The organism is Psychromonas sp. CNPT3 (assembly GCF_000153405.2).
Classification (GTDB): Bacteria; Pseudomonadota; Gammaproteobacteria; order Enterobacterales; family Psychromonadaceae; genus Psychromonas.
The window spans coordinates 3,016,976-3,042,923 of record NC_020802.1 but is presented as its reverse complement, the minus strand read 5'-3'; the positions used below and the strand labels follow the sequence as shown (position 1 = coordinate 3,042,923).

At 36.1% G+C, this 25,948-nt stretch carries 27 protein-coding genes; 6 read left to right on the top strand and 21 right to left on the bottom strand.

Annotation, left to right across the window (positions count from 1 at the left end; all coding sequences use genetic code 11):
* Nucleotides 1-50 precede the first annotated feature (50 nt).
* The 5 genes from PCNPT3_RS13415 to aroE all read right to left on the bottom strand — a co-directional run bounded on the left by PCNPT3_RS13415 (nt 51) and on the right by aroE (nt 4,421).
* Nucleotides 51-653 carry a thiol:disulfide interchange protein DsbA/DsbL gene (locus tag PCNPT3_RS13415; RefSeq protein WP_015466392.1) on the bottom strand — a complete coding sequence of 201 codons (603 nt, stop codon included), beginning with the start codon at nt 651-653 and terminating at the stop codon, nt 51-53.
* 18 nt (nt 654-671) lie between these two features.
* Nucleotides 672-1,676, bottom strand: coding sequence for a serine/threonine protein kinase (locus PCNPT3_RS13410; protein WP_015466391.1), 1,005 nt, complete (start codon nt 1,674-1,676; stop codon nt 672-674).
* Nucleotides 1,677-1,729: 53 nt separating this feature from the next.
* Nucleotides 1,730-3,133 (bottom strand): cytochrome c oxidase accessory protein CcoG, encoded by a 1,404-nt coding sequence (ccoG, locus tag PCNPT3_RS13405; protein WP_015466390.1) that lies wholly within the window; start codon nt 3,131-3,133, stop codon nt 1,730-1,732.
* Between the two features lie 194 nt (nt 3,134-3,327).
* Nucleotides 3,328-3,594: a YihD family protein gene (locus tag PCNPT3_RS13400; RefSeq protein WP_015466389.1), complete on the bottom strand. Its 267-nt coding sequence runs from the start codon at nt 3,592-3,594 to the stop codon at nt 3,328-3,330.
* 8 nt (nt 3,595-3,602) lie between these two features.
* Entirely contained in the window at nt 3,603-4,421 is an 819-nt protein-coding gene (gene aroE, locus PCNPT3_RS13395) for a shikimate dehydrogenase (RefSeq protein ID WP_015466388.1), read from the bottom strand.
* A gap of 279 nt (nt 4,422-4,700) precedes the next feature.
* On the opposite strand from aroE, the gene PCNPT3_RS13390 reads away from it, so the two are divergent.
* Nucleotides 4,701-5,672 carry a LysR substrate-binding domain-containing protein gene (locus PCNPT3_RS13390; RefSeq protein ID WP_015466387.1) on the top strand — a complete coding sequence of 324 codons (972 nt, stop codon included), beginning with the start codon at nt 4,701-4,703 and terminating at the stop codon, nt 5,670-5,672.
* Nucleotides 5,673-5,762: 90 nt separating this feature from the next.
* Here the strand turns inward: PCNPT3_RS13390 and PCNPT3_RS13385 are convergent, their stop codons facing one another.
* Both PCNPT3_RS13385 and PCNPT3_RS13380 read right to left on the bottom strand, forming a co-directional pair.
* Nucleotides 5,763-5,984, bottom strand: coding sequence for a helix-turn-helix domain-containing protein (locus PCNPT3_RS13385; RefSeq protein ID WP_015466386.1), 222 nt, complete (start codon nt 5,982-5,984; stop codon nt 5,763-5,765).
* Nucleotides 5,985-5,994: 10 nt separating this feature from the next.
* Entirely contained in the window at nt 5,995-6,537 is a 543-nt protein-coding gene (locus PCNPT3_RS13380) for a DUF2975 domain-containing protein (protein WP_015466385.1), read from the bottom strand.
* A 301-nt stretch (nt 6,538-6,838) separates the two neighbouring features.
* Between PCNPT3_RS13380 and PCNPT3_RS13375 the strand changes: the two genes are divergently transcribed.
* Nucleotides 6,839-8,728, top strand: a complete 1,890-nt coding sequence (locus tag PCNPT3_RS13375; RefSeq protein WP_015466384.1) for a methyl-accepting chemotaxis protein — start codon at nt 6,839-6,841, stop codon at nt 8,726-8,728.
* A gap of 70 nt (nt 8,729-8,798) precedes the next feature.
* Here PCNPT3_RS13375 and PCNPT3_RS13370 read toward each other — a convergent pair whose 3' ends face one another.
* The 12 genes from PCNPT3_RS13370 to PCNPT3_RS13315 all read right to left on the bottom strand — a co-directional run bounded on the left by PCNPT3_RS13370 (nt 8,799) and on the right by PCNPT3_RS13315 (nt 19,745).
* Nucleotides 8,799-9,134 carry a YggL family protein gene (locus PCNPT3_RS13370; RefSeq protein ID WP_015466383.1) on the bottom strand — a complete coding sequence of 112 codons (336 nt, stop codon included), beginning with the start codon at nt 9,132-9,134 and terminating at the stop codon, nt 8,799-8,801.
* A 69-nt stretch (nt 9,135-9,203) separates the two neighbouring features.
* A complete protein-coding gene (locus PCNPT3_RS13365) occupies nt 9,204-11,255 on the bottom strand; it encodes a hypothetical protein (RefSeq protein WP_015466382.1) in 2,052 nt (683 codons plus the stop codon).
* A 27-nt stretch (nt 11,256-11,282) separates the two neighbouring features.
* Entirely contained in the window at nt 11,283-12,068 is a 786-nt protein-coding gene (locus PCNPT3_RS13360) for a glycosyltransferase family 2 protein (RefSeq protein WP_015466381.1), read from the bottom strand.
* A complete protein-coding gene (locus tag PCNPT3_RS13355) occupies nt 12,065-13,069 on the bottom strand; it encodes a glycosyltransferase (protein WP_015466380.1) in 1,005 nt (334 codons plus the stop codon). The genes PCNPT3_RS13360 and PCNPT3_RS13355 overlap by 4 nt, the downstream gene beginning before the upstream one ends.
* Nucleotides 13,069-14,193 (bottom strand): FAD-dependent oxidoreductase, encoded by a 1,125-nt coding sequence (locus PCNPT3_RS13350; protein ID WP_015466379.1) that lies wholly within the window; start codon nt 14,191-14,193, stop codon nt 13,069-13,071. The genes PCNPT3_RS13355 and PCNPT3_RS13350 overlap by 1 nt, the downstream gene beginning before the upstream one ends.
* Entirely contained in the window at nt 14,190-14,546 is a 357-nt protein-coding gene (locus PCNPT3_RS13345) for a DMT family transporter (RefSeq protein ID WP_041771315.1), read from the bottom strand. Before PCNPT3_RS13345 ends, PCNPT3_RS13350 begins: the two co-directional genes overlap by 4 nt.
* A 1-nt stretch (nt 14,547) precedes the next feature.
* The gene (locus tag PCNPT3_RS13340; protein ID WP_015466377.1) at nt 14,548-15,363 is read right to left on the bottom strand and encodes a sugar phosphate isomerase/epimerase family protein; all 816 of its coding nucleotides are present in this window, start codon (nt 15,361-15,363) and stop codon (nt 14,548-14,550) included.
* A gap of 3 nt (nt 15,364-15,366) precedes the next feature.
* Entirely contained in the window at nt 15,367-16,143 is a 777-nt protein-coding gene (locus PCNPT3_RS13335) for an NAD(P)-dependent oxidoreductase (protein WP_015466376.1), read from the bottom strand.
* 505 nt (nt 16,144-16,648) lie between these two features.
* Nucleotides 16,649-16,993, bottom strand: coding sequence for a YggL family protein (locus PCNPT3_RS13330; protein ID WP_015466375.1), 345 nt, complete (start codon nt 16,991-16,993; stop codon nt 16,649-16,651).
* A gap of 272 nt (nt 16,994-17,265) precedes the next feature.
* Complete coding sequence (locus PCNPT3_RS13325; RefSeq protein ID WP_015466374.1) at nt 17,266-18,129, bottom strand: YicC/YloC family endoribonuclease; 864 nt, start codon at nt 18,127-18,129, stop codon at nt 17,266-17,268.
* Between the two features lie 264 nt (nt 18,130-18,393).
* A complete protein-coding gene (locus PCNPT3_RS13320) occupies nt 18,394-19,221 on the bottom strand; it encodes an HDOD domain-containing protein (RefSeq protein ID WP_015466373.1) in 828 nt (275 codons plus the stop codon).
* 92 nt (nt 19,222-19,313) lie between these two features.
* On the bottom strand, nt 19,314-19,745 hold the full coding sequence (locus PCNPT3_RS13315) for an HIT family protein (protein ID WP_015466372.1): 432 nt from the start codon (nt 19,743-19,745) through the stop codon (nt 19,314-19,316).
* A gap of 128 nt (nt 19,746-19,873) precedes the next feature.
* Between PCNPT3_RS13315 and PCNPT3_RS14210 the strand changes: the two genes are divergently transcribed.
* From PCNPT3_RS14210 to PCNPT3_RS13300, 4 genes are all read left to right on the top strand, one after another.
* The gene (locus tag PCNPT3_RS14210; protein ID WP_156801544.1) at nt 19,874-20,092 is read left to right on the top strand and encodes a DUF1289 domain-containing protein; all 219 of its coding nucleotides are present in this window, start codon (nt 19,874-19,876) and stop codon (nt 20,090-20,092) included.
* 2 nt (nt 20,093-20,094) lie between these two features.
* Nucleotides 20,095-20,424 carry a DUF2956 domain-containing protein gene (locus PCNPT3_RS13310; protein WP_015466371.1) on the top strand — a complete coding sequence of 110 codons (330 nt, stop codon included), beginning with the start codon at nt 20,095-20,097 and terminating at the stop codon, nt 20,422-20,424.
* 9 nt (nt 20,425-20,433) lie between these two features.
* On the top strand, nt 20,434-21,165 hold the full coding sequence (gene dapB, locus PCNPT3_RS13305; RefSeq protein ID WP_015466370.1) for a 4-hydroxy-tetrahydrodipicolinate reductase: 732 nt from the start codon (nt 20,434-20,436) through the stop codon (nt 21,163-21,165).
* A gap of 802 nt (nt 21,166-21,967) precedes the next feature.
* Entirely contained in the window at nt 21,968-24,007 is a 2,040-nt protein-coding gene (locus PCNPT3_RS13300; RefSeq protein WP_015466369.1) for a DUF885 domain-containing protein, read from the top strand.
* Between the two features lie 97 nt (nt 24,008-24,104).
* Here the strand turns inward: PCNPT3_RS13300 and PCNPT3_RS13295 are convergent, their stop codons facing one another.
* Together PCNPT3_RS13295 and PCNPT3_RS13290 are read right to left on the bottom strand one after the other, a co-directional pair.
* On the bottom strand, nt 24,105-24,755 hold the full coding sequence (locus tag PCNPT3_RS13295; RefSeq protein WP_015466368.1) for a hypothetical protein: 651 nt from the start codon (nt 24,753-24,755) through the stop codon (nt 24,105-24,107).
* Between the two features lie 10 nt (nt 24,756-24,765).
* Nucleotides 24,766-25,866, bottom strand: a complete 1,101-nt coding sequence (locus tag PCNPT3_RS13290) for a YcbX family protein (protein ID WP_015466367.1) — start codon at nt 25,864-25,866, stop codon at nt 24,766-24,768.
* Nucleotides 25,867-25,948: the final 82 nt, after the last annotated feature.

The following is a 25,948-nucleotide window of genomic DNA, read 5'->3' as shown; positions in this document are numbered from 1 at the left end:
ATAAAGACCATACATGTGTAGGTATATGATCTTTATCACAAAGGGTTAATTTATTTCTTCGTTAGGTAAGTAATGAGTTCAATTAACTCTTCTTCACTACGTACAGATCCTGTATTCACTTGGTATTTACCATTGACGATAATGGCAGGTACAGCGCGAATATTAAAAGTCTCGGTATTGCGTTTCATCTGTGAAGCAAGACCTACAACAGGGAAGCTTTCCATTGCGCCTTGTGCTTCTTTATTTGAGATCCCCGCTTGTTCAAAGATGGCTAAAATATCTTTTTGGCCATTGATTGCACGGCGCTGTGTGTGTAATTGATCAAATATCATACTTGATACTTTATCTTCTACATTTAGCATTTCAGCAGCAGCTAAAGCGCGAGTAAGCTGTGGGCCCATGCCTTGACCTAAAAAGTCGACATGATTTTTCTTTATACTGACATTCTCATCTAAGTTAGCACGTAATGTTTTGATAATAGGTTCAAATTTAAAACAATGAGGGCAGTAATATGAGAAAAATTCCATGACTTCAGGGGTTTCTGTGGCCGTTTCTTTTACGACCTCATAATTAACGCCCTCTGTGAATTCCTTTGCTTGTGCGCTTAGAGGTAATAAAATTAACCCCAAAAAAAGTGCAAAAATCGTTTTCATTTCTTATGTCCTTTATACTCAGTATGGTTGTTGATAGTCAGGTTGTAGCGATAATGCTGGTGCCTGCATATTAATTAATTGTTGTTGTAAGGATTGTAACAAGTCCTTCCAGTATTGGTCTGTCTTAAACCAAGGAAAGTTCACTACAAAACTCGGATCTTTCCAGCGTTTGTTGATCCAGCTCACATAATGAATAATACGCATGCTACGTAAGGGCTCAATTAAAGAAAATTCCGAAAAATCAAAATCAAATTCTTCTTGGTAACCATCTAGTAGCATATTTAATTGTAATTGTTTATCTTGGCGAGAGCCATGTAATAACATCCAAATATCTTGAATAGCGGGTCCCATTTTACAGTCATCAAAATCAACGAGGTAGATTTGTTCTTGGTGGAGCATGATGTTACTGCTATGGCAGTCGCCATGTAAGCGAATACTTGTATAAGTTTGGGCTGCTAACTTTTCAGTTACGACTGTTTTTATTTCATGCATACAGCGAAACAATTTTGGGCGAATAAAGCGTGGGACATAGGGGCTTTTTTGTAGTGCTTCAATCGGCGCCGTTAACATGTTTTGTATATTGAGTGATTCACGGTGCTCAAAAGGTTGGACGCTAGAAATGCGGTGCATTTTACCGAGCGCAATTCCAATATCATACAATTGGTCAATATTATCGATTTCCATATTACGGGCAGATAATGCGCGAAACAGAGAGAAATAATAACCTTCGAAAAGGAATAATGTTTGTTCATTGAGTGTAACAGGCTCTGCGAGCAAACAACCCTGTTCTTTTAAAGTCAGTGAAAAATGGTGATCTTCAAGTAATTGCTCTTTACTCCAGCGTTGCGGGCGATAAAATTTTACAACATAACGAATATCATTTTCATCGGTAAAAAGAGACACTCTGTTTTCGTAAGAATTAAGCGCAATAAGACCAGTTTGAGGGTAAATACCAATACTGGCTAAAGCGTCTAATTGACGCTCTGGTGTCAACGATAAATAACTAAAATTTGCATCTTGCATAGGGGTCCCAATAAAACAGGCAAAGTACTGCCTGTTTAAGTGATTATCTTTGGCTATAAAGAGAGAAAGAAAGGTGTTTCTTGCTTTATTTCTTCAATATCATCAGCCTTACTGCTTAGTATTATAGTGATCATTACTTTTTTAGCTTTAATATCGTAGGGATCAACTGCAATCGCAATAGGCTGGGTGAAAACTTCTCCTGATTGTATCACTATCTCACTGGGACCAATAAGATAAGCGTCTTCTAAACCTGAAAAAGAGATTTGATAGGTTTGTGTGTTAATGGTTTTGTTGAGTATTTTTAAGGTGTAAGTATTTTCAATTAAACCTTCACTATTCTCGCGATATAATGCGCTTCTATCTCGAACAATTTCTAGCTCTGCACTGCTTAAATTAAATAAGTTAATTGCAAAGAGGCTGATCATTACCAGTAATAGCAAACCATAACCCACAATTTTAGGGCGTAATACTTTGGTTTTTTCTCCGGCGAGTTTATTTTCAGAAGTATAAGAGATAAGGCCTTTTGGGTAGCCCATTTTAAGCATCGTCGCATCACAAGCATCAATACAAGCCCCACAATTTATACATTCATATTGTAAGCCTTCGCGAATATCAATACCCGTTGGGCACACTTGAACGCAGAGATCACAGTCAACACAATCTCCGAGTCCTAACGCTTTAGGATCGCTTTTACGTCTGCGAGGGCCTCTTTGTTCGCCTCGTTTGGTATCATAACCAACGATATAAGTGTTTTTATCAAACATGGTGGATTGAAACCGGGAGTAAGGGCACATATGAGTACAAACAATTGAGCGCATCCAGCCTGCATTTGCATACGTTATGGTCGCAAAGAAAATAATACAGCCGGTAATTGTAACGCTACTGTTAAAAGTAAAAAAATCTAAATAGAGCTCATCGACAGGCACAAAATAAGAGCAAAAAGCCAGACCCGTTAGAATTGATACGCTTATCCAAGCACTGTGCTTGGCCGTTTTTCGAGAGAGTTTATGTAAGCTCCAAGGCGCTTTATCTAAGCATTTTCGCTTGTTAGCACTGCCTTCAAAATGCTCCTCAAACCAAATAAAAATAAATGTCCAGACGGTCTGCGGGCAAGTATAACCACACCATACGCGCCCTAGATAGGTTGTGAAAAAGAATAATGCAAAGGCTGCGATGATAAAAATCCACGCAAGTAAGGTTAAATCTTGAGGAAACAAAGTCATATTGAAGAGGTGATACTGTTGTTTTTCAAGATCAAATAAGACGGCTTGATGACCATTCCAACGTAACAGCGGGATTGCGATAAAAAACAAGATCAAACCCCACCCTGTATAGCGGCGCAGTTTTTGATACAAGCCATAAGTGGCACGGACATATATCCGTGAGCTCGGGTTGTAGCGATCTACGACATCTTTAGGTGTACTTTTTATTTCTTTTATTTTGATCTGTTCAAGCATCTGTTTTTACCGCAATAAGTGTTTTCATTAGTATAAATGAAAGGGATCTTGTAAAGCGAAACGTAGAGCACAAAATAACGCTTTTTTGACATTTTCATTAACAAATTTAACAAATAAAGGGGAAAGGGACAATAGGGAAGGATAAACGTTAAAAAAGAAGAAGGCTTTTAAAAGAAAGCCTTCGTATTATACTTTTATTTAAGTACACCACGGGCTTTTAAAAGTGCATTTTTAAAATCATCTTCAAAATCTTTTTTGATCCCTGGGATCATCTCATCTTTACCAATTTGAGCCATTTTCAAATGATAAATAAGCACTTCATCTGTTAGTTTTTCAACCGGTTGTTCAAAGGCTGCTTCTTTACGGATCAAGTCTAAGACTTCTAATAAGCTTAATTCTTTATTTTTTAACCAGTAAGGTTGTAATAGCTCTAATAATTCATTAATACGATGTGTATGCATGATCTTTCCTAAGTTGATAGATGTTGGCGTAGTAGATTTAATACTTGTGCGCTGCCGGGTTTAAGGCCTCTCCACAGTGCAAAGCTTTCGGCCGCTTGTCCGACTAACATTCCTAATCCATCAAGAATTAATCTTGCGCCGTGCGCCTTGGCCCACAGGTTAAATGCGGTTGCCTCATTACTATACATCATATCGTAAATTGCTGTTTCGGGGTGAATTAAAGAGGGGCTAATGGGCGGAACCTCGCCTTTTAAACTGGCTGAGGTTGAATTAATGATCAAATCAAATTCACCCTTTAAGTCATTAAATTTAATCGCATTTACTGTGCCATGATCATGAAATATCGTGGCTAAATCTTGTGCTTTACGATGCGTTCTATTGGCAATCACCAACTCAGACGGTTGCGCTTCAAGTAATGCGCCACAAACGCCACGCGCAGCGCCTCCTGCGCCTAATAATAAGATGCGCTTATTTTGTAAATCAACGTGGTGATTATTCAGATCTAAAATCAACCCCGCCCCATCGGTATTGTCGCCTATCAATAAACCGTCATCGGTAAGTTTTAAGGTGTTTACTGCGCCAGCAAGTTGGGCGCGAGGTGTTACTTTATGTGCATATTCAAAGGCTCTGATCTTAAAGGGTAGCGTAATATTACAACCTTTCCCTGAATTTTTGAAAAACGTATTTAAGGTGTTTTCAAAGTCATCCACCGAAGCTTCAATTGCTTGGTAATCCATATTTTGAGATGTTTGCTGAGCAAATTGAGCGTGGATAAAAGGTGATTTACTATGGCTTATTGGGTTTCCAAAAACAGCATAATGATCCATGTTTTTTCCAAAAATGAGAGAAGTGATGATTGAATTTAGCATTGATCTTAAGTTGTGGAAATATTGTTGATTAATAATTTTGTTTATTAAGTACAATCGTTGTTAACTTTTAGTCGAGATTGTTTATTTACTTTATTTTTTAAGATAGAAAAAATACGCTAAGCTATTAAGTAAATTGAATTTTATTTCTAATTATCACAAATATAGATAATTAGACAAAAAAACTGTTTTACCACTGTTTACGCGTAAAATATAGAATGCATATAAAAGGAAGTACGCATGAAACTCAAACAACTTCATTATTTAAAAGCCATTATAAATCATGATTTAAATATATCCTCTGCATCAAAAAGCCTTTTTGCGACCCAACCTGGGGTAAGTAAACAAATTGCCTTATTAGAAGAAGAGCTAGGAGTGAAGATTTTTGATCGTAAAGGCAAAAATTTAAACGCAGTGACTGATATTGGGAAAAAATTGCTCGATGAAAGTTTTAAAATGCTGGAGCTTGAGGCAAATATGTATGCCATGGTACGTGAACATCTTGATCCTCGCTCCGGTTGTTTAAATATTTATACAACGAATACGATTGCGCGTTTCTTATTACCGAAAACAGTGAATTACTTTATTAAGAAATATCCTGAAATATCGCTACATGTGGGTGCCGCGCATCCGGATGAAAATGGTGCCATTATAAAAAAAGGGCATTCTGATTTTTCAATTGTTGCGCAAAAAGTAGAGCGGGATAGCGAGTTAATCGTTTTACCCGCGTATAAATGGTCATTAAGCCTAATATTACCGGCGAAGCACCCATTGTGTAATGAGTCTGAAATAAGCTTAGAAAAAATCAGTCAGTATTCAATCATAAGTTATGAAGTTGGCTCAACGGGGCGCATTGTGCAAGATCAGGCTTTTGCTGAAAAAGGCCTAAAAGCCAATTATGTCATGACAGTAATGGATGTTGATGTGATCAAAAAATACGTCAGCATGGATATAGGGATTGGTATTGTGGCCTCTATTGCCGCGCTAAATATTTGTGATGAAGAGATTGTGAGTATTCCTCTCGAAGGTATCTTTTCACATTGTGATGCATGGATCTGTTATAGCCGTAATGTATTCTTACAAAAATATATGTATGATTTTATTGAGAGTTTTTCGCCTCATTTAACTAAAACCGTGATGCAAAAAATTGCGCATTCGAGTCATAATGAAATTATAGAGATATCTAAAAAATTCCAATTACCCAATTATTAAAAATCATTAGTACTGCTTTGAATACTTATCTGTCTCTATTGATACAGCAAAGAAAAAGCGATGTTTCAAAACATCGCTTTTTCTTTTACATTACTTCTCACTCATCTCATTTTCTTCAAAATATAAAATATCACCCGTTTGACACTGTAATGCTTGGCAAATTTTATCTAAGGTTGAAAAGCGGATCGCTTTGGCTTTACTGTTTTTAAGGATAGATAAGTTTTGCTCTGTTATTCCTACCTCGAGAGCCAGCGTTTTAAGCTTCATTTTACGTTTTAGCATCATGGCATCAAGGTTAATTTTAATGGTCATTATAATATCCTTAAATAGTTTGGCTGTTTTCTTCTGCGAGTTGATGACCTGTTTGCATCACCTTTGAAATGATAATAATTAAAAAAGCACTGCATAAGTTGAGTACATCATTACCTTCAAAGGAGAGAAAGAACATACGTTCACCCACCGGGTTGTTAAAGGTGAGAGTGATAGAAATAAAGCCAGTGTAAATAAAGTTACATAGAGTCCATATCAGCAAGGTATAACCCAACGTTTGATAAATACGGGCATTTTCTTCGCTAAAAATTTGCATGTTTTCATAATGTTTGAATAAACAAATTAACTTCTTAAGTGCATAGAGAGGGATCATTAATAAGAGGGCACTTACGCTCGCTGCGAGCAAGCGTATACCCGGCGTTAATGTGTTGGAAAGGTTATATTGTGAAACGTCAAAGCCTAAACCGTAGGCTTGATATAAATCGTAAGACGTATTGGCTGTTAGCCAAAATGCAACGAACAAAATGGGTAAAGTGACCAACATAATTTGCAGGAAAATGCGTAGACGTCGACTGAGTGTTTGTATGTTATGCATGATGCTCTCTTCTTTGTATATTCGTTAATGTGTTTTTATCATAACAACTATTTATCGTTTATCAATAAGTTTTTATTGATATTCATTTGTTTATGTTCGTTATTCGATAATTAAAAATATACAAAGACGAACATTCCCTTTTTGATTTGGTAAAGCGCAGGGGTAATATTGTTATTTTTTAGATAGAAAAACACCTTTGGAATGTGCTCTCGTTAGTCGTCACAGAAATTTTTTTACATTACAAGCTATGCTTATTAAATAGACAATATAATCGACATTCATCGGATAAAGGGAGGTTTCCATGAGCGCTCGCTATAAATTAATGCTCTCCATTGGTGCTTTGATCGCAGCTATCATTGGCATACTGTCACTACTTTCATATTATGAAATCAAGGCTTCTTCGACACAAGACTACCGAGAGAAGTTATCTAATAAATCTTTTTTAATTGCCAAGGCGGTTGAAGGTAAAATTGATAGTTATTTTATTGCATTGCAAAGCTTATCTCATGCATTAGAGGTCCAGCAAGGCCACTTAAAAATAGATGATAAAGCGATCCGTTTATTGGTGAACAATAAAGAGAAAATGCAGGTGTTAAATGTGTTTATTGGCCTACCTAATGGCGTAACCTATAGCGCATCTAACCAAGGTGAAATACCTAACTTTAATGCTAAGAAGAAACAGCGAGAGTGGTTTTCAATGGGAATGTCAGGTGCGGATCGTTCGGTAACTAAACCGTTTAATGCTAGTACTGGCGACCTAACGATGGTGATTGTGATGCCAATGAAGTCTAACGGCAAGATTCTTGGTTTATTGGGCATTAGCCTTAAAATGAATGATATTACTAAATATGTCCATGATTTAACGTCTGATCCTTCTATATTTGTTGCCCGTGAAGATGGTTTTTTAATGGCGGCGGATAAAGCCACTGCCGTCGGTAAAAACCTTTTTGAGTTATATCCCAGTTACCGAGAATTTGCAGATAAAAGTAAAAGTGAGCATACATATCGTTTAAATAATGGTGATGAGTATTATGTGATTTCATCTAAAATTGAGTCATTAAGATGGACTGTATGGGCTTGGGCTACGTGGGACGATATAAATGCTACCTCTTTGGCAGCGGTTAAAACCAATGTGATTTCGGGGTTTATTTTTATTATTATTGGTGTGTTGATCCTTTATTATCTGATCACAAAATTAATGTATGTGCCGATTGGTGGTGAGCCGAAAGAGATAGAAGCATTAGTGAATAAAATAGCGGGCGGTGATTTAACCGAAATACCGAAGTTAGATGAAAAGAGCATGGGGGTATACCGCTCTATTATTACGATGGCAACAAATCTTAAAGGCAGTATTTCTGATATCACGCAATCCTCATCTGAATTGCTGGAGGCGTCTGCTTTGCTGGGCGCCGCATCTGCGAAGGTCGACAGTTCATCTAAATCGCAAATGTTAGAGCTAGAGCAAGTTGCGACTGCGATGAATGAGATGACGGCAACGGTTGCAGAGGTTGCTCAAAACGCCGTTGAAGCATCCCAATCTTCAAATAAAGCCAATGAAAGTTCAAAAATAGGACTTAAAGTGGTGGCGTCAATGAATGCTGATATTACGCAATTAGTTGCAGATATCGGTCATGTACAAGAGGTGATCAGTAGTGTGCATAAAGAAACTGAAAATGTGGGGGGGATATTGGATGTTATTCGTGGTATTGCTGACCAAACTAATTTACTTGCTTTAAATGCGGCCATTGAAGCGGCGCGAGCCGGAGATCAAGGTCGTGGATTTGCGGTAGTTGCCGATGAAGTCAGAACATTGGCGACTAAAACACAAGAAAGTACCAATGAGATCCAATCTATGATTTTGGCGCTACAAGAGCAAGCGTCACGATCCGTCACCTTGATGATTGCTAATGCTTCGAGCGCAGAGGAAACAAGACTTAAAGCGCAGGAAGCGAGTAGTTCTTTGGCGCAGATTGAAACTGAAATTCAACTCATTTTGGATATGAACGATCAAATTGCCACGGCTTCGGAACAACAGTCGCAAGTATCTTCTGAGATCAATGAAAATGTGGTCAATGTAAATGATTTAGTTGCAAGTACCGCGAGTGATGTACAAAAGAACGTGCAAACGGCCGAAAAATTAAATGCAATGGCGATAAGCCTTAAAGAGGCCATTAGTATTTTTAAAATATAGTTTTAATGAGTATAAAGCCTCGATATGTATACATATCGAGGCTTTTATTCTCTGCAATTTAATTGCAGCTTCAGTAAGCGTAATTTGCATCAACTAAAGCGTCAATGTCTATATCTTTAATAAAGGACTTTGTCTTTAACCAAGTTGAAAGTGCATCACGATCATCATCAGAGGCTGAGCCATAACGATCGCTTGAACATACAAATGCGTTGAGAGCATCGGTACCGCCACCGAAACTTATCAGCAGATTTCTAGCTTCAACAAAGTCCACCATTTCATCTAAAAAAGTGTCTAAAATATCTTCATCAATATCGGAGAAGCTCATTGATGCTTCAAACCCATAAATGGTAAATTCACCAACATATAATTTTTTGCGGAGTCTACGATTTCTTTTGGGTGTTATCATATTTATGTTTAATAAGGGCGGATATTAGCTATATTATACGCTAAATAAACCACTAAAGATCTTGTTTCTTTATTCAGAGTTTGTGATTTTTAACTTAATTATATTAGGATATGCATCATATTTAGGTGTTAGTAACTTACCTGTAACAGATACATTAATATAATTTTCTGAATAAGTTATTTTTTCCACTGTGCGCTCCCCACTGAAAGAAAAAATCAACTTATCACCCAGTGTTATTGATTGTCTGTTTGCAAAATTATTTTGAATGAAAAAAGCAGCCTTAGATTTGTTGATTCCTTTTGTTACAAAGCGGTCAGTTAGATTAAAAGACTGAAACTGGTTAACAAATCGTTTATTCGTTAAATTAACATAATTAAACCAAATTTGACCATCGTTTTTAAACTGACCTGTACGAAATCCTTTCAATGGATAGTTAGGGAACGTGATAGACGTTATACAAAAAATATTATTATCAAACCAACTGTTATTTACTATTTCCTTCTTTTCCCAGTAAAAGTCTAAGTTATTAAAATGTACATTATTGGTTAGGGTTTTAGATTTAAGAGGGATTAGATGCAAAAAGAATTTCGCATTTAAATTTTCGTTACATTTTTTATTCGAATAAAAAATATCTTTACCATAATAACTTACAGAGATATCACCGTTATTAATAAGTTCAAGAGAATGTAAGTTTGAAGTTAATTTATTTACATGCCGTTGTTTAAAATACAAAGAACGAACAACAATGAGCAAACCAACTAAAATAATGAAACAGATACAGTAAGCTTTATTTCTTTTTGAATAACTTCGAAATATTTTTATGGTTAATTCACACAAAAAACCGGAATAGGAAAACATTAAAAGTAAAAAGGGAAGATACCATAGGATTTGGTTTATAAAATAGTGAACATATGAATGACCCTTCGCCAAAAAAAACCAAGATAAAGGAGCAAGGATCGCTACCCAAGTACTGACGAGAATGGCCAAATGTAATCTTTTCTGTCGTGGAAATTTCCGTTGAATAATGAACGTTCCAAATAAAGATAAGAATAATAACCACAGAATTAAACCACCAAAAGATACTGTCCCCCCTACAGAAAAAACATTCTCTAAATTAAACGCTATACCATTCCAGTATTTAGTAAATACTTCAGAAAAAGTAGACTCTAAAGATTGTCTGAAAACCTCAGGTACAGAATCAGGGTTACCACTGGTTCTTTTCAGTACTATTTGAGTAATAACATTCACTGCTTTCGATATGCTTCCTAAATATGACGTTAGTTGAGCTATGTGAATAGTCATAGCGACTAAGAGACCAGATATCGCAAATACAGAAATTAAAATAGATCTTTTTATCAATTCGTAGAGAGTCCAACTATCTTTTATGGCATAAAAAATAAAAGGAATGATCATGGAAATAAATATTGTAGACATATATTCATAACCAGCTAGAGACTTTACAAGTATGGCTATAAATATGGCCCAATATAAGTACCTAAACCTATTTTCTTTATTATAGATACTCATTAAAAATACTGTGGATATGATAAAAGGAAGAATAATTAGAAAAAACATCCAGTAAAGGTTGTTAGCGAATACAACTAACCACTGCGAGATTGCGATTAGAAATATAGACGAGACTGCAGATCCACAGCCTAAATTTCGAAAAGAAAAGATTATAAAAACAGATAATAGAAAAGCCAAGGATAATGAGGTTATGCACTTATTTATGAATAATATTTTGCTTGGATTTACGTTAAAAAATGAAAGACTCCGATCTGTTAATGAATAAAAAAAACCTTGAACACCAGCAGATGATGAATAAATATCAAATTTAGATTCAGGTGTGATACCTTTTACATACACATTATATTGATAATCTATTTTATCGATATCTATGTATCTCCCCAAAAAACCACCATGTGAAAAATAACCATGGTTATTTGTTTCCACTATACGGCCAACAACAAGTGATTCTGAAGCTCTCTGATAACCATCAAAAAAATCATCTGAGGCTGCTCCGAAGATATTAAATTGAAAACTTAACATAAAAATAAACATTGAAGTAAAAAATAGAGAGACTTCTTTTTTATGATACGATTTACTTAAATGATAAAACATTTATTAAAGCCTTTTAAATTATTTTTATTATAAAGAATACTTACCTAAACAAGTACAAAATAGCGTTTTTATTAGGCTTAAATTCCCTTTTATAGGGGATATTTTGGTCGGAACCTTCCCTTTAGGGTATGTTCTCGTTACGGGTATTTCGATACAACGATATCCCTGTCTTGCAGATTCAATGGCTAGATAATAGTGATACTCATAGCTCGTGAAAACATCTCGGAATACAGCCATATTGTCTGATAATAGTAATTTTGTACTATATGCTCTGAACCCGTTAGTTGTATCTGTGTATTTAAATCCAGATGCTAGTCTTATCATGGGGATATGTAATATTTTTAGGCCTAATAACCTTGATCTTGGGGTGTTAATTGCTTTACCTCCGGGGATAAATCTAGATCCTTGAATGTGGTCATAGCCCATTTTTAATTTATCTACGAAATCATTAATGTTTTCGATGCTGTCTTTATTATTACCATCAATCACAACCACACCTTTATAACCATGTTCTATTGCCCATGAAAAAGCAATTCGCATTTGGCTTCCTAATTTACCAATTTCTTTTTTGATTAATAATGTGTTCACACCTAGTTCTTCTAATTTTTTAGTATTTGTTGAACCGTCGGTGCTACCACCATCCGAAATAATAATATCTACAAGTAAGTTAGCGTTTTTCATTCTTAGTAATTGTTTGTGTAGCTTGTCACCCTCGTTAATGACAAAGATAGCAACACAGAAATCATGTTTTTTTTCTGAGGAGAATACTTCTTCATACTTTGGTATTTGATAGTATTCGAGTTTATCATTCATTTATTTCGTCCTGATTGACTGTTATTGTTGTGTTCATTTATAGATGTGAATTGAACATTACTGCGATCTTCGTTCAACATGACAGAACTGTTTCGCTCATAAACAACGTTGTACTCTTTGTGCTCACTCTGGTCTTGTAATAACCTTGCTAAATATTCACCAAAAAATGCAAGCATGATAAATAGCATTGCAAATAATGTAGACATAAATAAAATTGTGGTAGTCCAACCTGATGCAACTTGATCATTGAAAATATGCGCAATAAGACTATAGAGTGAAAATAACATAGCGGTGAGACTGCCTATCACACCTAGGGCACTCATCCAGCGAAGGGGTTTCGTTGAATTGAATATCATATGGTGTAAGGTTTCTTGTATCGCACCGACTATACTTTTACTTTTTACTCTGTCAATAAATGAATCACATTGAAATGTGTAGATCGGGTAGCCGATATTAGCAATCCTAATGTGTAATTTACAATAGAATCTACCGGATTCAGTTATTGCATTTATTGCTCTTCGGCTAAGACAAAATGTTCCCGTAGAGTTACTTGGCAAACTATAACCTATTGATGTTAATAATGTTGATGATAATTTTCTTAGGATTCTATATGTAATTGAATTTACCTTTTCCGATACGCATATAACAATATCATTACCTAGGATCCCTTGCTTAACCACTAGAGGTACTAATTCATTGTTATCAGATAGAATGTTTAGATTTACCACAAAATCACCAATGGAATTTTCTATGCCGGCAGCCAAAGCTACATCAGGATTTACTTCTTGAGATAATCGGATATGTCGAATTGACTGATGTATTGAAAGTGTATTCGCTAATATATGATGATTATCATCGTTAGAGTTCTGATCTATAATTACAATCTCATAATCATGGTATTTTTTATTCAAGTAAGGAGAAAGTCGCTCTATATAACTAACTAACTGTTCAGTTTGGTTTTTAACTATTAACACAACGGATACAAAAATATCACTTTTCATTATATGTCTAACCCTAATTTATTAATTGTTTGAATAACATCATATACGTTATCAATTTTACCACCCATGACGCAGTGTAATCCCGGTAATCCGTAGTTAGCTTTAAAGAGTATGGGTCTAGAGTCATCCGTATCACTACGGGGCAATATAGTCTTAACTTCCCAGAGAGACTCTTTATAATTAATATCCGATAGCATTGGTATATATCGCTGGGCATCTAGTTTCATTTTTTTAAAAGCACTACGTTTATAGCCGTCAATTAAAAGTTTATGAGCGTTAATATATGTAGAATGATTGTTGTCATTCCACTCGTAATGAGGGGTATAACGAACATGACTAAATGAGTGAGCCTGTTTGGATGGGAAAGGCATAATAGAAAAGAAAGGACCACACATAACTGTGATACCAATTTTTTTTAATTCATCAGGAACATTTACTATGCACATTTCTGTCATTTCATGTCGCAAGGGAATTAGTTCAATTTTGGATTCTGCTAATACTGCGTTTAATAATGAATAAGTGCAATTAAATACCTGCTTACTTATAATGTTAAATTTGTCTGTTTTTGACTTTATTGTAAGCTCAAGTGAAGTCTCTTTATCTCTTTTTTTTATACATTCGACGACATGATTAAATAAAATATCAACACCACTATTTTGTATGCGTTCAAGCATTATTTTCTTTAATAATATTGCATCGAAAGCAAATTCTTTTACTTGATATATAGCATCAACCATATTAGGTTTAATCAATCTTTGTATTTTGGATGGTGCTGGTTCGTATGATGCACCGATTCGATCGCAAAATTTTTCGAACTGTTTTGGCGTTACTTTTCCTAAACGATTAGATATCATGTAATACTTATCAAAATCACTATCAATGCAAGCCTCAAATTCATCTACGAAGCGAGGGAATGAAATTCGAGAACGTAAAGCTGTCAGTATACTTCTTGGGTAGTGATAACCATTATGTACCCTAGCTTGGTTCGTATATGATGCTCTTTGCATAGCATCATCTTCTTTTTCTACAATCAGTACTTTTTTATTTAATTTTGAAAAATATTCAGCAAGATACAATCCAAAAAAACCACCACCAATAATGGTGATATCATAATTTAGAGTCATAGTGATTTCACCGTTAATGCACAAACCCCTAGTATTATCAAAGCGATCCCTGCGATGTTAATTAGCGATAGACTTTCCCCAAAAAAAATAACTGACGCAATACAGACTAATGCTATAGAGCCACTAGTTAATATCGGGTGAGCTACATTTAAAGGTAGATAAGTAAGCGTTAAGGCATACAGTAAAAATGCCAAGCCATAAAGACCAACACCTGATATCAATGTGAAATTACTTATTATAGATAATGGTTTGCTTATCTCTATAGGATTCTCTGTGGAAGTCATTGCGACTTTGATTAGCACACTTGCAGAAGCGTTTGATAAAATTCCCAATATTAATATTAACCATTGCATGTTAATCATCCAGATAAATTGTTTTTATTAAATTAATTGATTGTTCAATTTCTTTTAGTGTCATTGATGGAGACGTTGTGAGCATCTCAATAGTCATCGGCATATTGGGTAAATACTGTTGTATAGCTGCGGATGCTTTTCTGTGAAATGAGTTATTGATATTGAGAGGTGCCAATTGTGGTTCGCTAATATGAATATGATGAACAAAAGGTGCTACATGTTTAATAATATCATCGGCGGATTCATTATTTATATCCATTGCTCCTATATCGAGTTGCATTCGAATATTTGTATGATTTATAGCTTTAACCATATCTGCCGTTTCTATACTGTTTGTCATAAAGTTAGATTGATAACACTCTGGATTTGGCTCTAAACAAATAACAACATCACTCGCCCTAGCTATGTCCCCTAAGCGATTAAAGAAACAACAGGATGTTTCAATAGTCTGTTTATCACTTAAATGGCTTCTGTCGCGATTTTTAGGAGAGCCAAAAACAAGTTTACGAGCGCCTAATATATTACCTATATGGCAAATATCAGCAAGGTGTGCTAAAAGTTTATTTTGTACGGCAAGTGTACCAAATACATTTAATCCATTAGTGCCAAACAATAATGATTGCATGCCTAGAGGTGTTATCCCTTGATTAAGCCAATATTTCTTAACCTTTATTATTTCGTCATCTTTAATTTTATGGATATTGTTAAAATATTTTGGTGGTGCAATATCAATATAGGACACTCCACTGTTAACCAATATTTCAGCGACATCTTTATCAAGGGAAACATCCCAAGCTATGTTTGAAATAGATATCATTAGTTATAGTCTTTTTTGTTCTGATTGGGCATAACAACGGATAGCTAATATAATTTCTTTTTTTGAATATTGGTATGCAGATTCACTATTATATAAATTCGAAAATGTACTTCTAAAATCATATTTAGCGACTTGGTTATCCAATTCATTTATAAAATCAATATTGAAGCATTCATTAGCAATTTCATGTACAGAAATCGGCTCTGAAGTTAGATGGATTAATTTACAACGGTTATGCATTGCAATTTTTATGTCAGACCAAAGATTGACCATGGGGTAAAACTGGAATACACCTCGGTGATCTATAGCATTTATATTATTGTTATTTAAAAAGTCATAAATCACATTTTTTTTCAAACCAGGCCCAACTAGACCAGGTAGACGAACAATAAGATAATCATCAAAATGTGTTTTTACGAATTCTTCTAACTTACACCTATTTAATCCATAGGTGTGTAATCCTGTTGTATCTACTGGAGTGGATTCGACTGCGAATAGTGGATCTTTAAATACATCCACAGTACTTATTAAAATAAAACGATTACATTTGATAGTCGATATGTATGAGATTAAAGAATCAATAGATCGCTTATCTTGTTCTGGGTTTTTATTGGCTATCCACTTGACGGCAGGGGCACCTGCACAGACAACGGTATCATAGGTTTTATCTTGAATATCGGATATATTTGTGGACCGGTATAACGCATCAAAGTTAATTTGTTTTAATAACGTTGTACCAACAAATCCGGAATATCCGATTAAAGCATTTCTAGTTTCCAATCCTAACCACCATGATAATATGAGATATAAATAACACACATATTATCATTAAATTATTTTTTTCCTAGGGAATTTAAGTTTAAAAGGGGGGTTATTTGACCTTTTTACATGTCGCTCTAAACAGAGAGTGGTAGCTCAACGAAAGCACTTAAGTAATACGGGGATACTTTTGATAGTAATTTGCGTGTGCCGTAAATTAAATAATGATATCAATTGAAATACGAATGAATATTGGTAATTTATACTGGTATTAAGAGGGTTAAGCATATTGTTTTTTTATATCAAGGGCCGCGTTTGTAAATCAACCTATTGCTAGTATGTATCTATAATTAGTAATGAGAATGCGGGAGCGTCCTCTCAGGTAATGCCGAGGTTAGAAAATGTTTACGAACAACTCGATACACCGCTCGAAATAAATATTTTTTTAATATCTACAATGTGATTTTAGCTTTAATAAGAACATGCTTGCTAAGGATATAAATCCTCAGCAAGCACTACATGTTACTTAAAAAGCGTAATTTGCATCAACTAAAGCGTCAATGTCTATATCTTTAATAAAGGACTTTGTCTTTAACCAAGTTGAAAGTGCATCACGATCATCATCAGAGGCTGAGCCATAACGATCGCTTGAACATACAAATGCGTTGAGAGCATCGGTACCGCCACCGAAACTTATCAGCAGATTTCTAGCTTCAACAAAGTCCACCATTTCATCTAAAAAAGTGTCTAAAATATCTTCATCAATATCGGAGAAGCTCATTGATGCTTCAAACCCATAAATGGTAAATTCACCAACATATAATTTTTTGCGGAGTCTACGATTTCTTTTTACAGTTTGCTCAATTTTCATTTTTATTCTCTCTCATTTCATTTGTTAGCTATTAAATATATTGCTTACCAATATCACGTAAATTTCGGTGGAACCTCGGACTCGTATCGGTGGTTTCATTGGATCCATTATTACTATCAACTTTCGTCAAAAGAACGGTGTCCGTGCAGGATTTAATGTGTCATCACATTACCATAAATTAAAAAGAACATCCCAGAATCAATCAAAACAACGAAACCCCTTATGTAAGGCATTACGTTGTAATGATTAACAATCAGAAAGCAGTTAAAACATCACTCTATGTTCTGTACCTGTTCGCGCATTTGCTCTATCAGTACTTTGCATTCAACGGCCGCTGCTGTGATGTCGGTGTTGATGGCTTTAGAGCCAAGCGTATTAGCTTCACGGTTAAATTCTTGCATCATAAAGTCGAGGCGGCGACCAACAGCGCCTCCTTTATTGAGAACATTGTGTGCTTCACTGATGTGAGAGACTAATCGGTCTAACTCTTCTGCAACATCTGATTTTTGCGTGAGTAGTACGAGCTCTTGCTCGACGCGGGTACTATCTAAATCTACGCATGCATCACTGAATTTTTTTAAAATTCGCTCTTTTTGCCAAATTTTAATTTCGGGCATAAAAGCCTGCACAATAGTGACTTGCTCTGCAATCGCGTCTAAACGAATTTTTATCATTTGTGCAAGGTTTTCACCTTCGGCTGCACGGGCTGCGATAAAGTCTTCTAATGTTGCTTCAAAACCCTGCATTAAATCAATGCTGATAGCATCTACATCTTGCTCTGGCGCTTGTAGGACACCCGGCCACTTTAAAATGGCTAAAGGATCGATACTTCCGGATCCTGTTTGTGCAACAACCCACTGCGCTTTTTCTATCACTTGTAAGGCAAGCTCATTATTTAAGCTAAGTCCTTTGGGGTTTACTTCGTTGCTTTCAAAGCGTAAGTGGCATTCTATTTTTCCACGTTGTAGGTGTTGCTTGAACGTATTTTTTAGTTTTAGCTCTAAGCCTCGAAATTGCTCAGGCAGTCGGAAGTAGGTTTCTAAATAGCGTTGATTAACAGAGCGTATTTCCCAAACTGCGGTTCCCCAGTCTCCTTGGATCTGTTTTCGAGCGAAGGCGGTCATACTGTAAATCATTATTTATTCCTTTTGTATCATTTCACTTAGTAAGTGTGCCCATGTTACCTCAAGATGCATTATCTGGCACTCGCTATGATAATAATTAAAGGCACAACCCTTGTTAAGCGGAGTGTTTATCCATGGGTTGCAATGCAGAGGAGCTATTAGAGAATGTCACCAAAGATCAAGCCCAACTTTGCTTGCTCTTTGGCTCTTGACGTATCACTGCTATATATAAAACATCTTTATGTGCTTATCTTAGCAATAGAGATTAAATAAGTATTATGCAGACATTAAGCGTGACAGGGCGTCTGCTTCATCAAGCATGGTTGAAAATTCTTCGACTAAGCCTGCTTTATTTAACTGTAAGTTATCAATAAGAGAAATAGGGAAGCGTGCCACTATCATCTCTGCGGGTAAGTTGGCTTGCCATGCAAAATGCGTAAAGACAGCAAGGCGGATCAAAACGGCTTCTGACGAAGGTGGATCAAAAGAAAGAGGGTTCAGTTGTTGTTCGATAGCGCGGCAAAATACATCTGAAAACTGCCAATAAAGGGCGAGTTTCACTCCGACTTGGCTGTGATCAAAGCCAAAGATCTCGCGTTGAGCTGATAATTTAGGTGTGCCAAGGTCAATCGACATTGCAACTAAACCACACTCATCGGGTCTTAAAATTTGTAGGAGTAACTCTCCAATATTGTGCATCATTGCGCAAGTAAAAGCCGTTTCGGGATCAACGTTCGTATGTCCTGCAAAGGTTTTCGCTATGCTGGCAATACTAAAGGTATCTTTCCAAAATTGGTTTTTATCAAATCCTGGCGTGTCTGGAAACACATTTGATAAAGTGGCTGCGACGACAATACTACGTACTTGATTAAAGCCAAGACGAATAACGGCTTGTGAGATAGAGTTGACCTCTTTGCCTCGTCGATAAGCAACGGAGTTAGCCATGCGGATAACTTTCGCACTAATGCCTTGATCCATTCCTATTTTTTTAGCAATGTCATTTACACTGGTGTCTTCATTGGCAAAACTTTCCATCAATTCTAATAAGAGGATGGGTAAAACGGGGAGTTGCTTCACCTCTTTAAAAAGTTTTGAAATGTCCATGAAACACAGTCCTTATGTGAGTTACTTAATAATGATATAAAAATATCATTGTAAGTGATAAAGGCCACACACTAAAGCGTTCTTTGCTTATTTTATATATATTGTATGTTGTTAAATGCTTGTTCTTTACAAAAAAACATTAACTTTTCTTTGATCTCTTGGGCTTCTTTGTGTGGATATTCTTCGTGGTGTGAGCATCCCCAAACTACCCCAGGCCAGCATAAGTCCGACTGACTTCTGCCAATAATATGCACGTGCATTTGTTGTACTATATTACCGATGCTCGCTATATTTAATTTATCGATCGTGAAAGCATATTGAATAAAAGCACTGAGTAGGTTTGTTTCTTTTTGTAAGTTAAGTTGTTGCGCGGATGATAATTGAAATAATTCAATGGTCTCTGTTTTAGGCACAATAATAAACCAAGGGAAATACTTGTTATTGAGCAATAGCCAAAGACAATGCTCTGTTTCCGCAAGTTTAAAGCAATCTTTTTCTAGTCGCTTATCTAATTGAAAGATCATGTGTTCTCCTTAAATGTTTAAAAAATGTTAAAATATATAAATGAGCCGTTTATTTTTAGAGCGACACTTGGATCTTGGCACAAACTATCTTACTGTGCGAATAGATCTCATTATATGAGGATAAAAACATGAAGTTTAGTCGATGTACCAGTCAATGTACCAGTGCGGGAGACCGATGCCAAGGTTGTGGGAGAACGCATGTGGAAATTAAGCAAACGCAGCAAATTGTTGCAAAGTTAGTAGGCCATTTAGTTGATTATCAGTATGATGATCCAGAGCATTTTTTACAAATGATCACTCAAAAAGCATTAAAACGCTCCAAAATTATTAATGATAAGAGTAGCTGATAATGACAAAGTTAAAAAAAGGGGATGTTTCTGTTGAAACAGAAACGGAAGCATTGCGCCTTGCTAAAAAGAGCCAAAAAGAAGGGCAAACTAAAGAGCAAACACGTTTAGTCGCACAAGGTATTCAAAAAGGCATCGCAGAATATAAAAAAAGTGCTAAAAGTAAATTACGCCAAGCAGATAAAGCGAAAAAGAAACGTCAAAAAACGACAACAGACGAGTTGCCTCCCACATTAAACGTTCCCCAGAAAAATACACAGGCACGTTTAGCTTGGGCTTTATTGGCGCTAAGCTGGAGTTTTTTTGTAGTGTATTTATTCGTAATGAAATAGGAATTAAACATGATAAAAGTGATTATTAATGGGGCTAAAGGGCGCATGGGCCGTGAAGCTGTACAAGCTGTTAACAATGATAGTGAGCTTGAAGTTGTTGCGCAGTGTGATGCGGGTGATGATTTAGGGGCTTTGATAAAGGCCACACAAGCACAAGTGGTGGTAGATTTGACCATTGCATCGGCAGGTTTTAATAATACTAAAATAATTTTAAATGCCGGAGCTTGTCCGGTTATTGGTACCAGTGGTTTTCAGGAAGAACAAGTTAAAATATTACAGGCTCTCGCATTAGAGAAAAAATGTGGTGGATTAATTGCGCCTAATTTTTCTATTGGTGCGGTATTAATGATGAAATTTGCAGCCCAAGCCGCTCAGTATTTCCCTGATGTTGAGGTGATTGAAGCGCATAGCCCAGAAAAAGAAGATAGCCCATCAGGTACAGGAATACGCACGGCAGAATTAATCAATGCAGCACGTAGAAAAAGCCCGACAAAATGCAGTGATAACGAATTACTTAAAGGGGCACGTGGCGCCGATTTAGAGGGTGTTAAGATACATTCTATTCGCTTACCAGGGGTGGTCGCACAACAAACCGTCTTTTTTGGTGGACACAGTGAAACACTTAAAATTGAACATAATTCATTAAGCCGCAGCTCTTTTATGCCGGGGATATGTCTTGCATGTAAAGAGGTAGTTAAGCGTAACACGCTGGTTTATGGGTTAGAATGTTTAATGGATTAACTTTTATCACAGAGATTGGTTTAATGCTGAAGTAGATAATTTCGAGCATTTCTATGTTCAGCTCTCAATTTTTATGGTTGGTGAGACTTTTAATTTATAGACGCGTTATTACACTTTATTGTTTGCATATTGAATATTCTGCCACAACTTTTTAAAATTGTTAATTTATCCTGTATTGTCATCATTTGTTCTTCTTGTTTTTACTGCTATTTTATAATGCACTTGCCAAAGGGGTGACTTTAGCCAGCTAAGGCGCTCTCTAAATATTTGATATAAATTTAATCTCCCATCAAAACCCCAAGACTTAAGGATGCAGTTTTTGATTTGTAAGTTATTGATTTTTTATGTTTTTGTCTAAAAAAAATACATCTCAAAGTTCGGTATTATTGGCCACCTCTTTTTTTATAAACTATTTTCAAGTGATTTTTTTAACCTGTTTAAGTTTGTTTTTGATCCTTTAATTTATCCTATTGATTTTCTTTCTTTGTAAGCCATTGAAACTTATTGGTTTATTCTTTTTTATGTTTGTCATTTCCTGTTTTTATCATCCTTAAAACATTGAGTTATCCTATTTTTTATGGGGAAAAGTCACATTTTCGTTTGGTTTTTTGGTTTTTTTATATAAATAAATATCTTTTTAATAAGTAAATATTAATTTGTAGTTTATTTTTTAATTATATGAGTTACATCAAAAAAACACCTGTGCAGTGTGAATTGTTTCACAAAAATCAGTGCGCCCTTCCATTAGACTGAACGCGAAAGGAATTACTCATTAAGGGTTATAAAACACAAGGAAAGAAATATGAAAGGTATTAGTAATATGCGATTGTCTTCATTGTCATTGGCTTTATTGGCCATCACAGCGCTGTCCGCATGTAATGATGATTCATCTACTACACCTACTACATCTCCAGATGTAGAAAAGGTTGCAGATATGAGAGCCGTTTTCTCTAATTATCAAACTGCGATAGGCGCTTTGGATAGTTCATCATTTGGTATTATCAATGATGAAATAGCCTCTGCTCGAGAAGAGTTAGATAAAACATATCTTGAAAAACTACAAATGATTGATCGCAGTACATTATCTGATGAAGATAAAATTTATTACGATACTTTTATATTTGATCGCAATATCGCTATCAGTGGTGCGGCTTTCCATAACGTCCGTTTCGGTAATTTTGCTATTCCTATTACCCATTTTTATAATTATATTGAATGGAATGCAGAGTGGGTTGGTGCAGCGCAGAGCGACCTTGCCGCTTATCAGGATCATATGAAAATTATCGTTGAATTTACGGCTTGGGTTAAGAATTTACATGAGCAATATGCTCTGGGTGAAGAGGAAAATAGCTCATTACCTAAAGTGCTTTTACAGCGTTTACTTGAAAGTATCGACTCGACTATTAGCAAAGATAGTTACGCGCTACTAAAAGGTGGATTAAAAGATATTCAAGCAAAAAGTGGCGATTATGATCCTGCCTTTACGAGTGAATATGAGCGCACCGTTGACGATGCAGTTGCAGAAATAGAGTCCCTTATTACCTATATAGAAGGTGATTTAATGGCTTCTGCTCGAGGCACAGGGGCAACGGGTAGTATAACTGATGAGCATATCGGTTGGGGAGATTTACCAAATGGGAAAGCGTGGTATCAGTGGCAGTTAGATCGTAACAGTACAACTGGAAAATCAGCAGAAGAGCTTCATAAATTAGGTGAAGCATTAGTTGCAGATGCAAAATCTGAGATGGAGCGAGTTGCTAGATTAGTTGTGAGCAAACATGGAAAGACCATAACGGCTGATTGGCGTGATGCAGATAAAAATATTACAAAAGGTAGAGTATTTATAATTGAGAAAGCCGATGAAACCATTGATCTTGCAGAATTTTTTGCTTATCTAAACAGTGAGCAATTTTTCTATGAGCGTGATGGGCGTACAACCGAAGACACTGACTATGCTAAAACATGTCTCGTAGCATCGAGCCCTAGTGCTTGTGAGGCCGCACTTGTTGATTACAATAAGTTTAAAAATGATGCCAATACAGTGGTTAGTGAATACTTTAAAACAATTAAAGCCGATTACACGATAGTGCCTACTCCTGCTGGCTCTGAATTATCTGTTGGTGTGGCGTCTTATGGTAGTGGTCATTTTAACTTAAATACTCACCCTGATTACAGTTTACAAAAATGGAATGTGTCTACCTTATTATTACATGAAGCGGCACCAGGGCATCACTTCCAAAATGCTTATTCAAATGAGTATCCTGCAAAAGATATCCCAGGATATATTAGCAATGTTTGGTATACCGCTTATTCAGAAGGTTGGGCGTTATATACCGAATGGCTTGGTTTAGAAATGAGCATCTATGGAGAGTTAGATGAGAATGGCAAACCAACATTTGTTAATGCTACGGGTATGTGTAAAGACGAGTTAGATTACACAAACTTCCAAGGTGGGATTTATTTGGATGCTAAAGAATGTAATGCGTTACAGTACTTTGGTAGTCTAAACGAAGCTCAATTACGTAATATGCGACTTGCTGTTGATACAGGTATCCATGCTAAAGGCTGGAGTATTCAAGAGGCTCGTGACTATATGCATGCTAATTCTGCGATGGGCGTCGGCGATATTGAGTCAGAAAGTTTCCGCTATGCAGCTTATGTCGGTCAGGCTGTGTCATATAAATCAGGTTACTTAGTGATCAGAGAATTATTGGCTAAAGCGCAAACTCAACTGGGTGATAAATTTAGTTGGATTGCATTCCATGATCAACTTCTTAAATATGGTGCACAGCCAATGGAAGTAATGGAATCAAGTGTTGATAACTGGTTAAAAACACAATAAAAATATACTTTTAATGTGCAGTGAAGGTGGTCATATAATGATATGGCCACCTTTTTTTTGTTTTAAAGAGAATAAAAGAGAGATAAACACCTCTATTTTAAGGCTTATGCTCTGCAATTAAGCGCATAAAAAGCGTTTCTACATTTTTAAACTCATCCTCTATTTTAAAAATATGACTGTTTTTATTTAAACTGGCCACGCATTTCATGGACGGTAGGAAAATCAGCTGTTGATGTGTTTTTGTCTCTTTTAATGCAAACTCATCGGTTGAAAAGCAAGACTCAGAGATGTTGTCGTAAACTTTGAATATGTTTACTAATGTTGCCATGCTTGGGCCCGAAAGCGTGTGCTGCGCGAGTGTCATTCCGACGGGATTCGATAAAATGATATCAAAAGGGTAAGAACGATAGGTTAATGTGTTATATATTTTACGTAATTGCATCGTGCTTGGCCGCGTTGCCGTATGTATTTTTCCATCGATACAAAATCGAACTAAATGCTCTTTGGCCATAAAAGCCATCATATCAGTATCGATAATGGCATGCTCTTTACCGACAAAATCGGGTAATAATTTTAATACGTCTAAATGATTTTGACGCTTAAAACAATTACTACGGTTTAGATGTAGCATGCGTCCATCTGCTAAAATATAACCTGCCTCATAAATATTAGTGGTTAAGCCTAATATCTCAATGAGTTTTTCAGTATCACTTGTAGGTATGTGTTGATGCGCCTTATCCCTTTGCATGTATTGGCTCCTAATAATCGATACTAATATCTGAAAGTGGAATACAACTACACGAAAGTATATATCCTTGCTCTTTTTGTTGTTCACTTAAGGCGGAATCATTGAGCTGTATGACCTCTCCCGAGATAAGTTTGACGCGACAACGTCCACAAATACCATTACGACATGCGTGTGGTAGTGGTATTCCAGCCTGCTCAGCCTGTTCGAGCAGTAAGCCTTGATTATTCCCTTTTTTAATCACATTGAGTGGTAGATATTCAATGTTTATGCGTGTTTTTTTTGTAGCGGTTGCGTCACTTTGCGCGCTATAAAACGCAGGATACAGAGTCTCTAATATGATGACTTCATCACCCGCTTTTATGACACCTTTGTTAAGCGCTATCAGATATTGTCCAAAATGGACCTCGCCTTGTGTATAGCGAAAGGAGGCTAATGTTTGTAAGGGCTCTTTGGCATTACTTTTACCGCTATCGGGATCAATATTAATAAATTGGCAACGAGGGCAGGCTTGGCTCAGCATAAACTCTACTTCGCCTATTTTAATGCGTTTCCAAGTGTCTTCTACAAAAGGAAAGTCACCTTGGACAACTAAATTAGGGCGAAGTTGAGTCTCACTCACTGGGTTTTCTAAACGGCAGTTTAATTGCTCTAATGATCGTGAATTGATCAATAAAATAGGATAAGCATCGGCAAAGGATACGAACGCCTTTGCTTCTTTAATTTTTCTTTTGTTTGTAGGGTCGCAAAATACCAATTGGCAAGGTGTATTGAGGTAGGTTGAAAACCATTTATCTATGTTAGTGGTGCAATGTAGAGCTTGCACTTTATCTGCCCAGATTTGTGCGGGTGTAGGTGCTTTGTCCAACAAATTAAGATCTAAGGTGATATCAATCATCTGTGGTGCACTGATCAATAGTTTATTTTTAAAAGACTGCACATGTACTTGTGTTAATTTAGGAAAGTTTCTCGCGGTGATACATATACCTGATGCGTCAATTAACATATAGCGACGATCTAAAAATAAACCGAGTTCTTCAACCTTTGCTTGTTGTAGGGCAATGGCCTTAGTTGATTTGATAGGGTAAATATACAGAGAGGTTAATATTTGCAATATTATGATCCTATTATCAGTAGTTAATCTGATATGTATATACCCATAATACTTCAAGATACAAAATCAGCAAGTCTATCGG

Bases quoted from the DNA above. Each gene is read 5' to 3' on its own strand.
- PCNPT3_RS13365 (WP_015466382.1), bottom strand. From the start codon at position 11,255: ATGTTTTATCATTTAAGTAAATCGTATCATAAAAAAGAAGTCTCTCTA.
- PCNPT3_RS13380 (WP_015466385.1), bottom strand. From the start codon at position 6,537: ATGCATAACATACAAACACTCAGTCGACGTCTACGCATTTTCCTGCAA.
- PCNPT3_RS13310 (WP_015466371.1), top strand. From the start codon at position 20,095: ATGACAAAGTTAAAAAAAGGGGATGTTTCTGTTGAAACAGAAACGGAA.
- PCNPT3_RS13345 (WP_041771315.1), bottom strand. From the start codon at position 14,546: ATGCAATGGTTAATATTAATATTGGGAATTTTATCAAACGCTTCTGCA.
- aroE (WP_015466388.1), bottom strand. From the start codon at position 4,421: ATGGATCATTATGCTGTTTTTGGAAACCCAATAAGCCATAGTAAATCA.
- PCNPT3_RS13370 (WP_015466383.1), bottom strand. From the start codon at position 9,134: ATGATAACACCCAAAAGAAATCGTAGACTCCGCAAAAAATTATATGTT.
- PCNPT3_RS13355 (WP_015466380.1), bottom strand. From the start codon at position 13,069: ATGAAAAGTGATATTTTTGTATCCGTTGTGTTAATAGTTAAAAACCAA.
- ccoG (WP_015466390.1), bottom strand. From the start codon at position 3,133: ATGCTTGAACAGATCAAAATAAAAGAAATAAAAAGTACACCTAAAGAT.
- PCNPT3_RS13350 (WP_015466379.1), bottom strand. From the start codon at position 14,193: ATGACTCTAAATTATGATATCACCATTATTGGTGGTGGTTTTTTTGGA.
- PCNPT3_RS13400 (WP_015466389.1), bottom strand. From the start codon at position 3,594: ATGCATACACATCGTATTAATGAATTATTAGAGCTATTACAACCTTAC.
- PCNPT3_RS13295 (WP_015466368.1), bottom strand. From the start codon at position 24,755: ATGCAAAGGGATAAGGCGCATCAACACATACCTACAAGTGATACTGAA.
- PCNPT3_RS13415 (WP_015466392.1), bottom strand. From the start codon at position 653: ATGAAAACGATTTTTGCACTTTTTTTGGGGTTAATTTTATTACCTCTA.
- PCNPT3_RS13330 (WP_015466375.1), bottom strand. From the start codon at position 16,993: ATGAAAATTGAGCAAACTGTAAAAAGAAATCGTAGACTCCGCAAAAAA.
- PCNPT3_RS13300 (WP_015466369.1), top strand. From the start codon at position 21,968: ATGAAAGGTATTAGTAATATGCGATTGTCTTCATTGTCATTGGCTTTA.
- PCNPT3_RS13360 (WP_015466381.1), bottom strand. From the start codon at position 12,068: ATGAATGATAAACTCGAATACTATCAAATACCAAAGTATGAAGAAGTA.
- PCNPT3_RS13410 (WP_015466391.1), bottom strand. From the start codon at position 1,676: ATGCAAGATGCAAATTTTAGTTATTTATCGTTGACACCAGAGCGTCAA.
- PCNPT3_RS13320 (WP_015466373.1), bottom strand. From the start codon at position 19,221: ATGGACATTTCAAAACTTTTTAAAGAGGTGAAGCAACTCCCCGTTTTA.
- PCNPT3_RS13325 (WP_015466374.1), bottom strand. From the start codon at position 18,129: ATGATTTACAGTATGACCGCCTTCGCTCGAAAACAGATCCAAGGAGAC.
- PCNPT3_RS13375 (WP_015466384.1), top strand. From the start codon at position 6,839: ATGAGCGCTCGCTATAAATTAATGCTCTCCATTGGTGCTTTGATCGCA.
- PCNPT3_RS13390 (WP_015466387.1), top strand. From the start codon at position 4,701: ATGAAACTCAAACAACTTCATTATTTAAAAGCCATTATAAATCATGAT.
- dapB (WP_015466370.1), top strand. From the start codon at position 20,434: ATGATAAAAGTGATTATTAATGGGGCTAAAGGGCGCATGGGCCGTGAA.
- PCNPT3_RS13315 (WP_015466372.1), bottom strand. From the start codon at position 19,745: ATGATCTTTCAATTAGATAAGCGACTAGAAAAAGATTGCTTTAAACTT.
- PCNPT3_RS13340 (WP_015466377.1), bottom strand. From the start codon at position 15,363: ATGATATCTATTTCAAACATAGCTTGGGATGTTTCCCTTGATAAAGAT.
- PCNPT3_RS13385 (WP_015466386.1), bottom strand. From the start codon at position 5,984: ATGACCATTAAAATTAACCTTGATGCCATGATGCTAAAACGTAAAATG.
- PCNPT3_RS14210 (WP_156801544.1), top strand. From the start codon at position 19,874: ATGAAGTTTAGTCGATGTACCAGTCAATGTACCAGTGCGGGAGACCGA.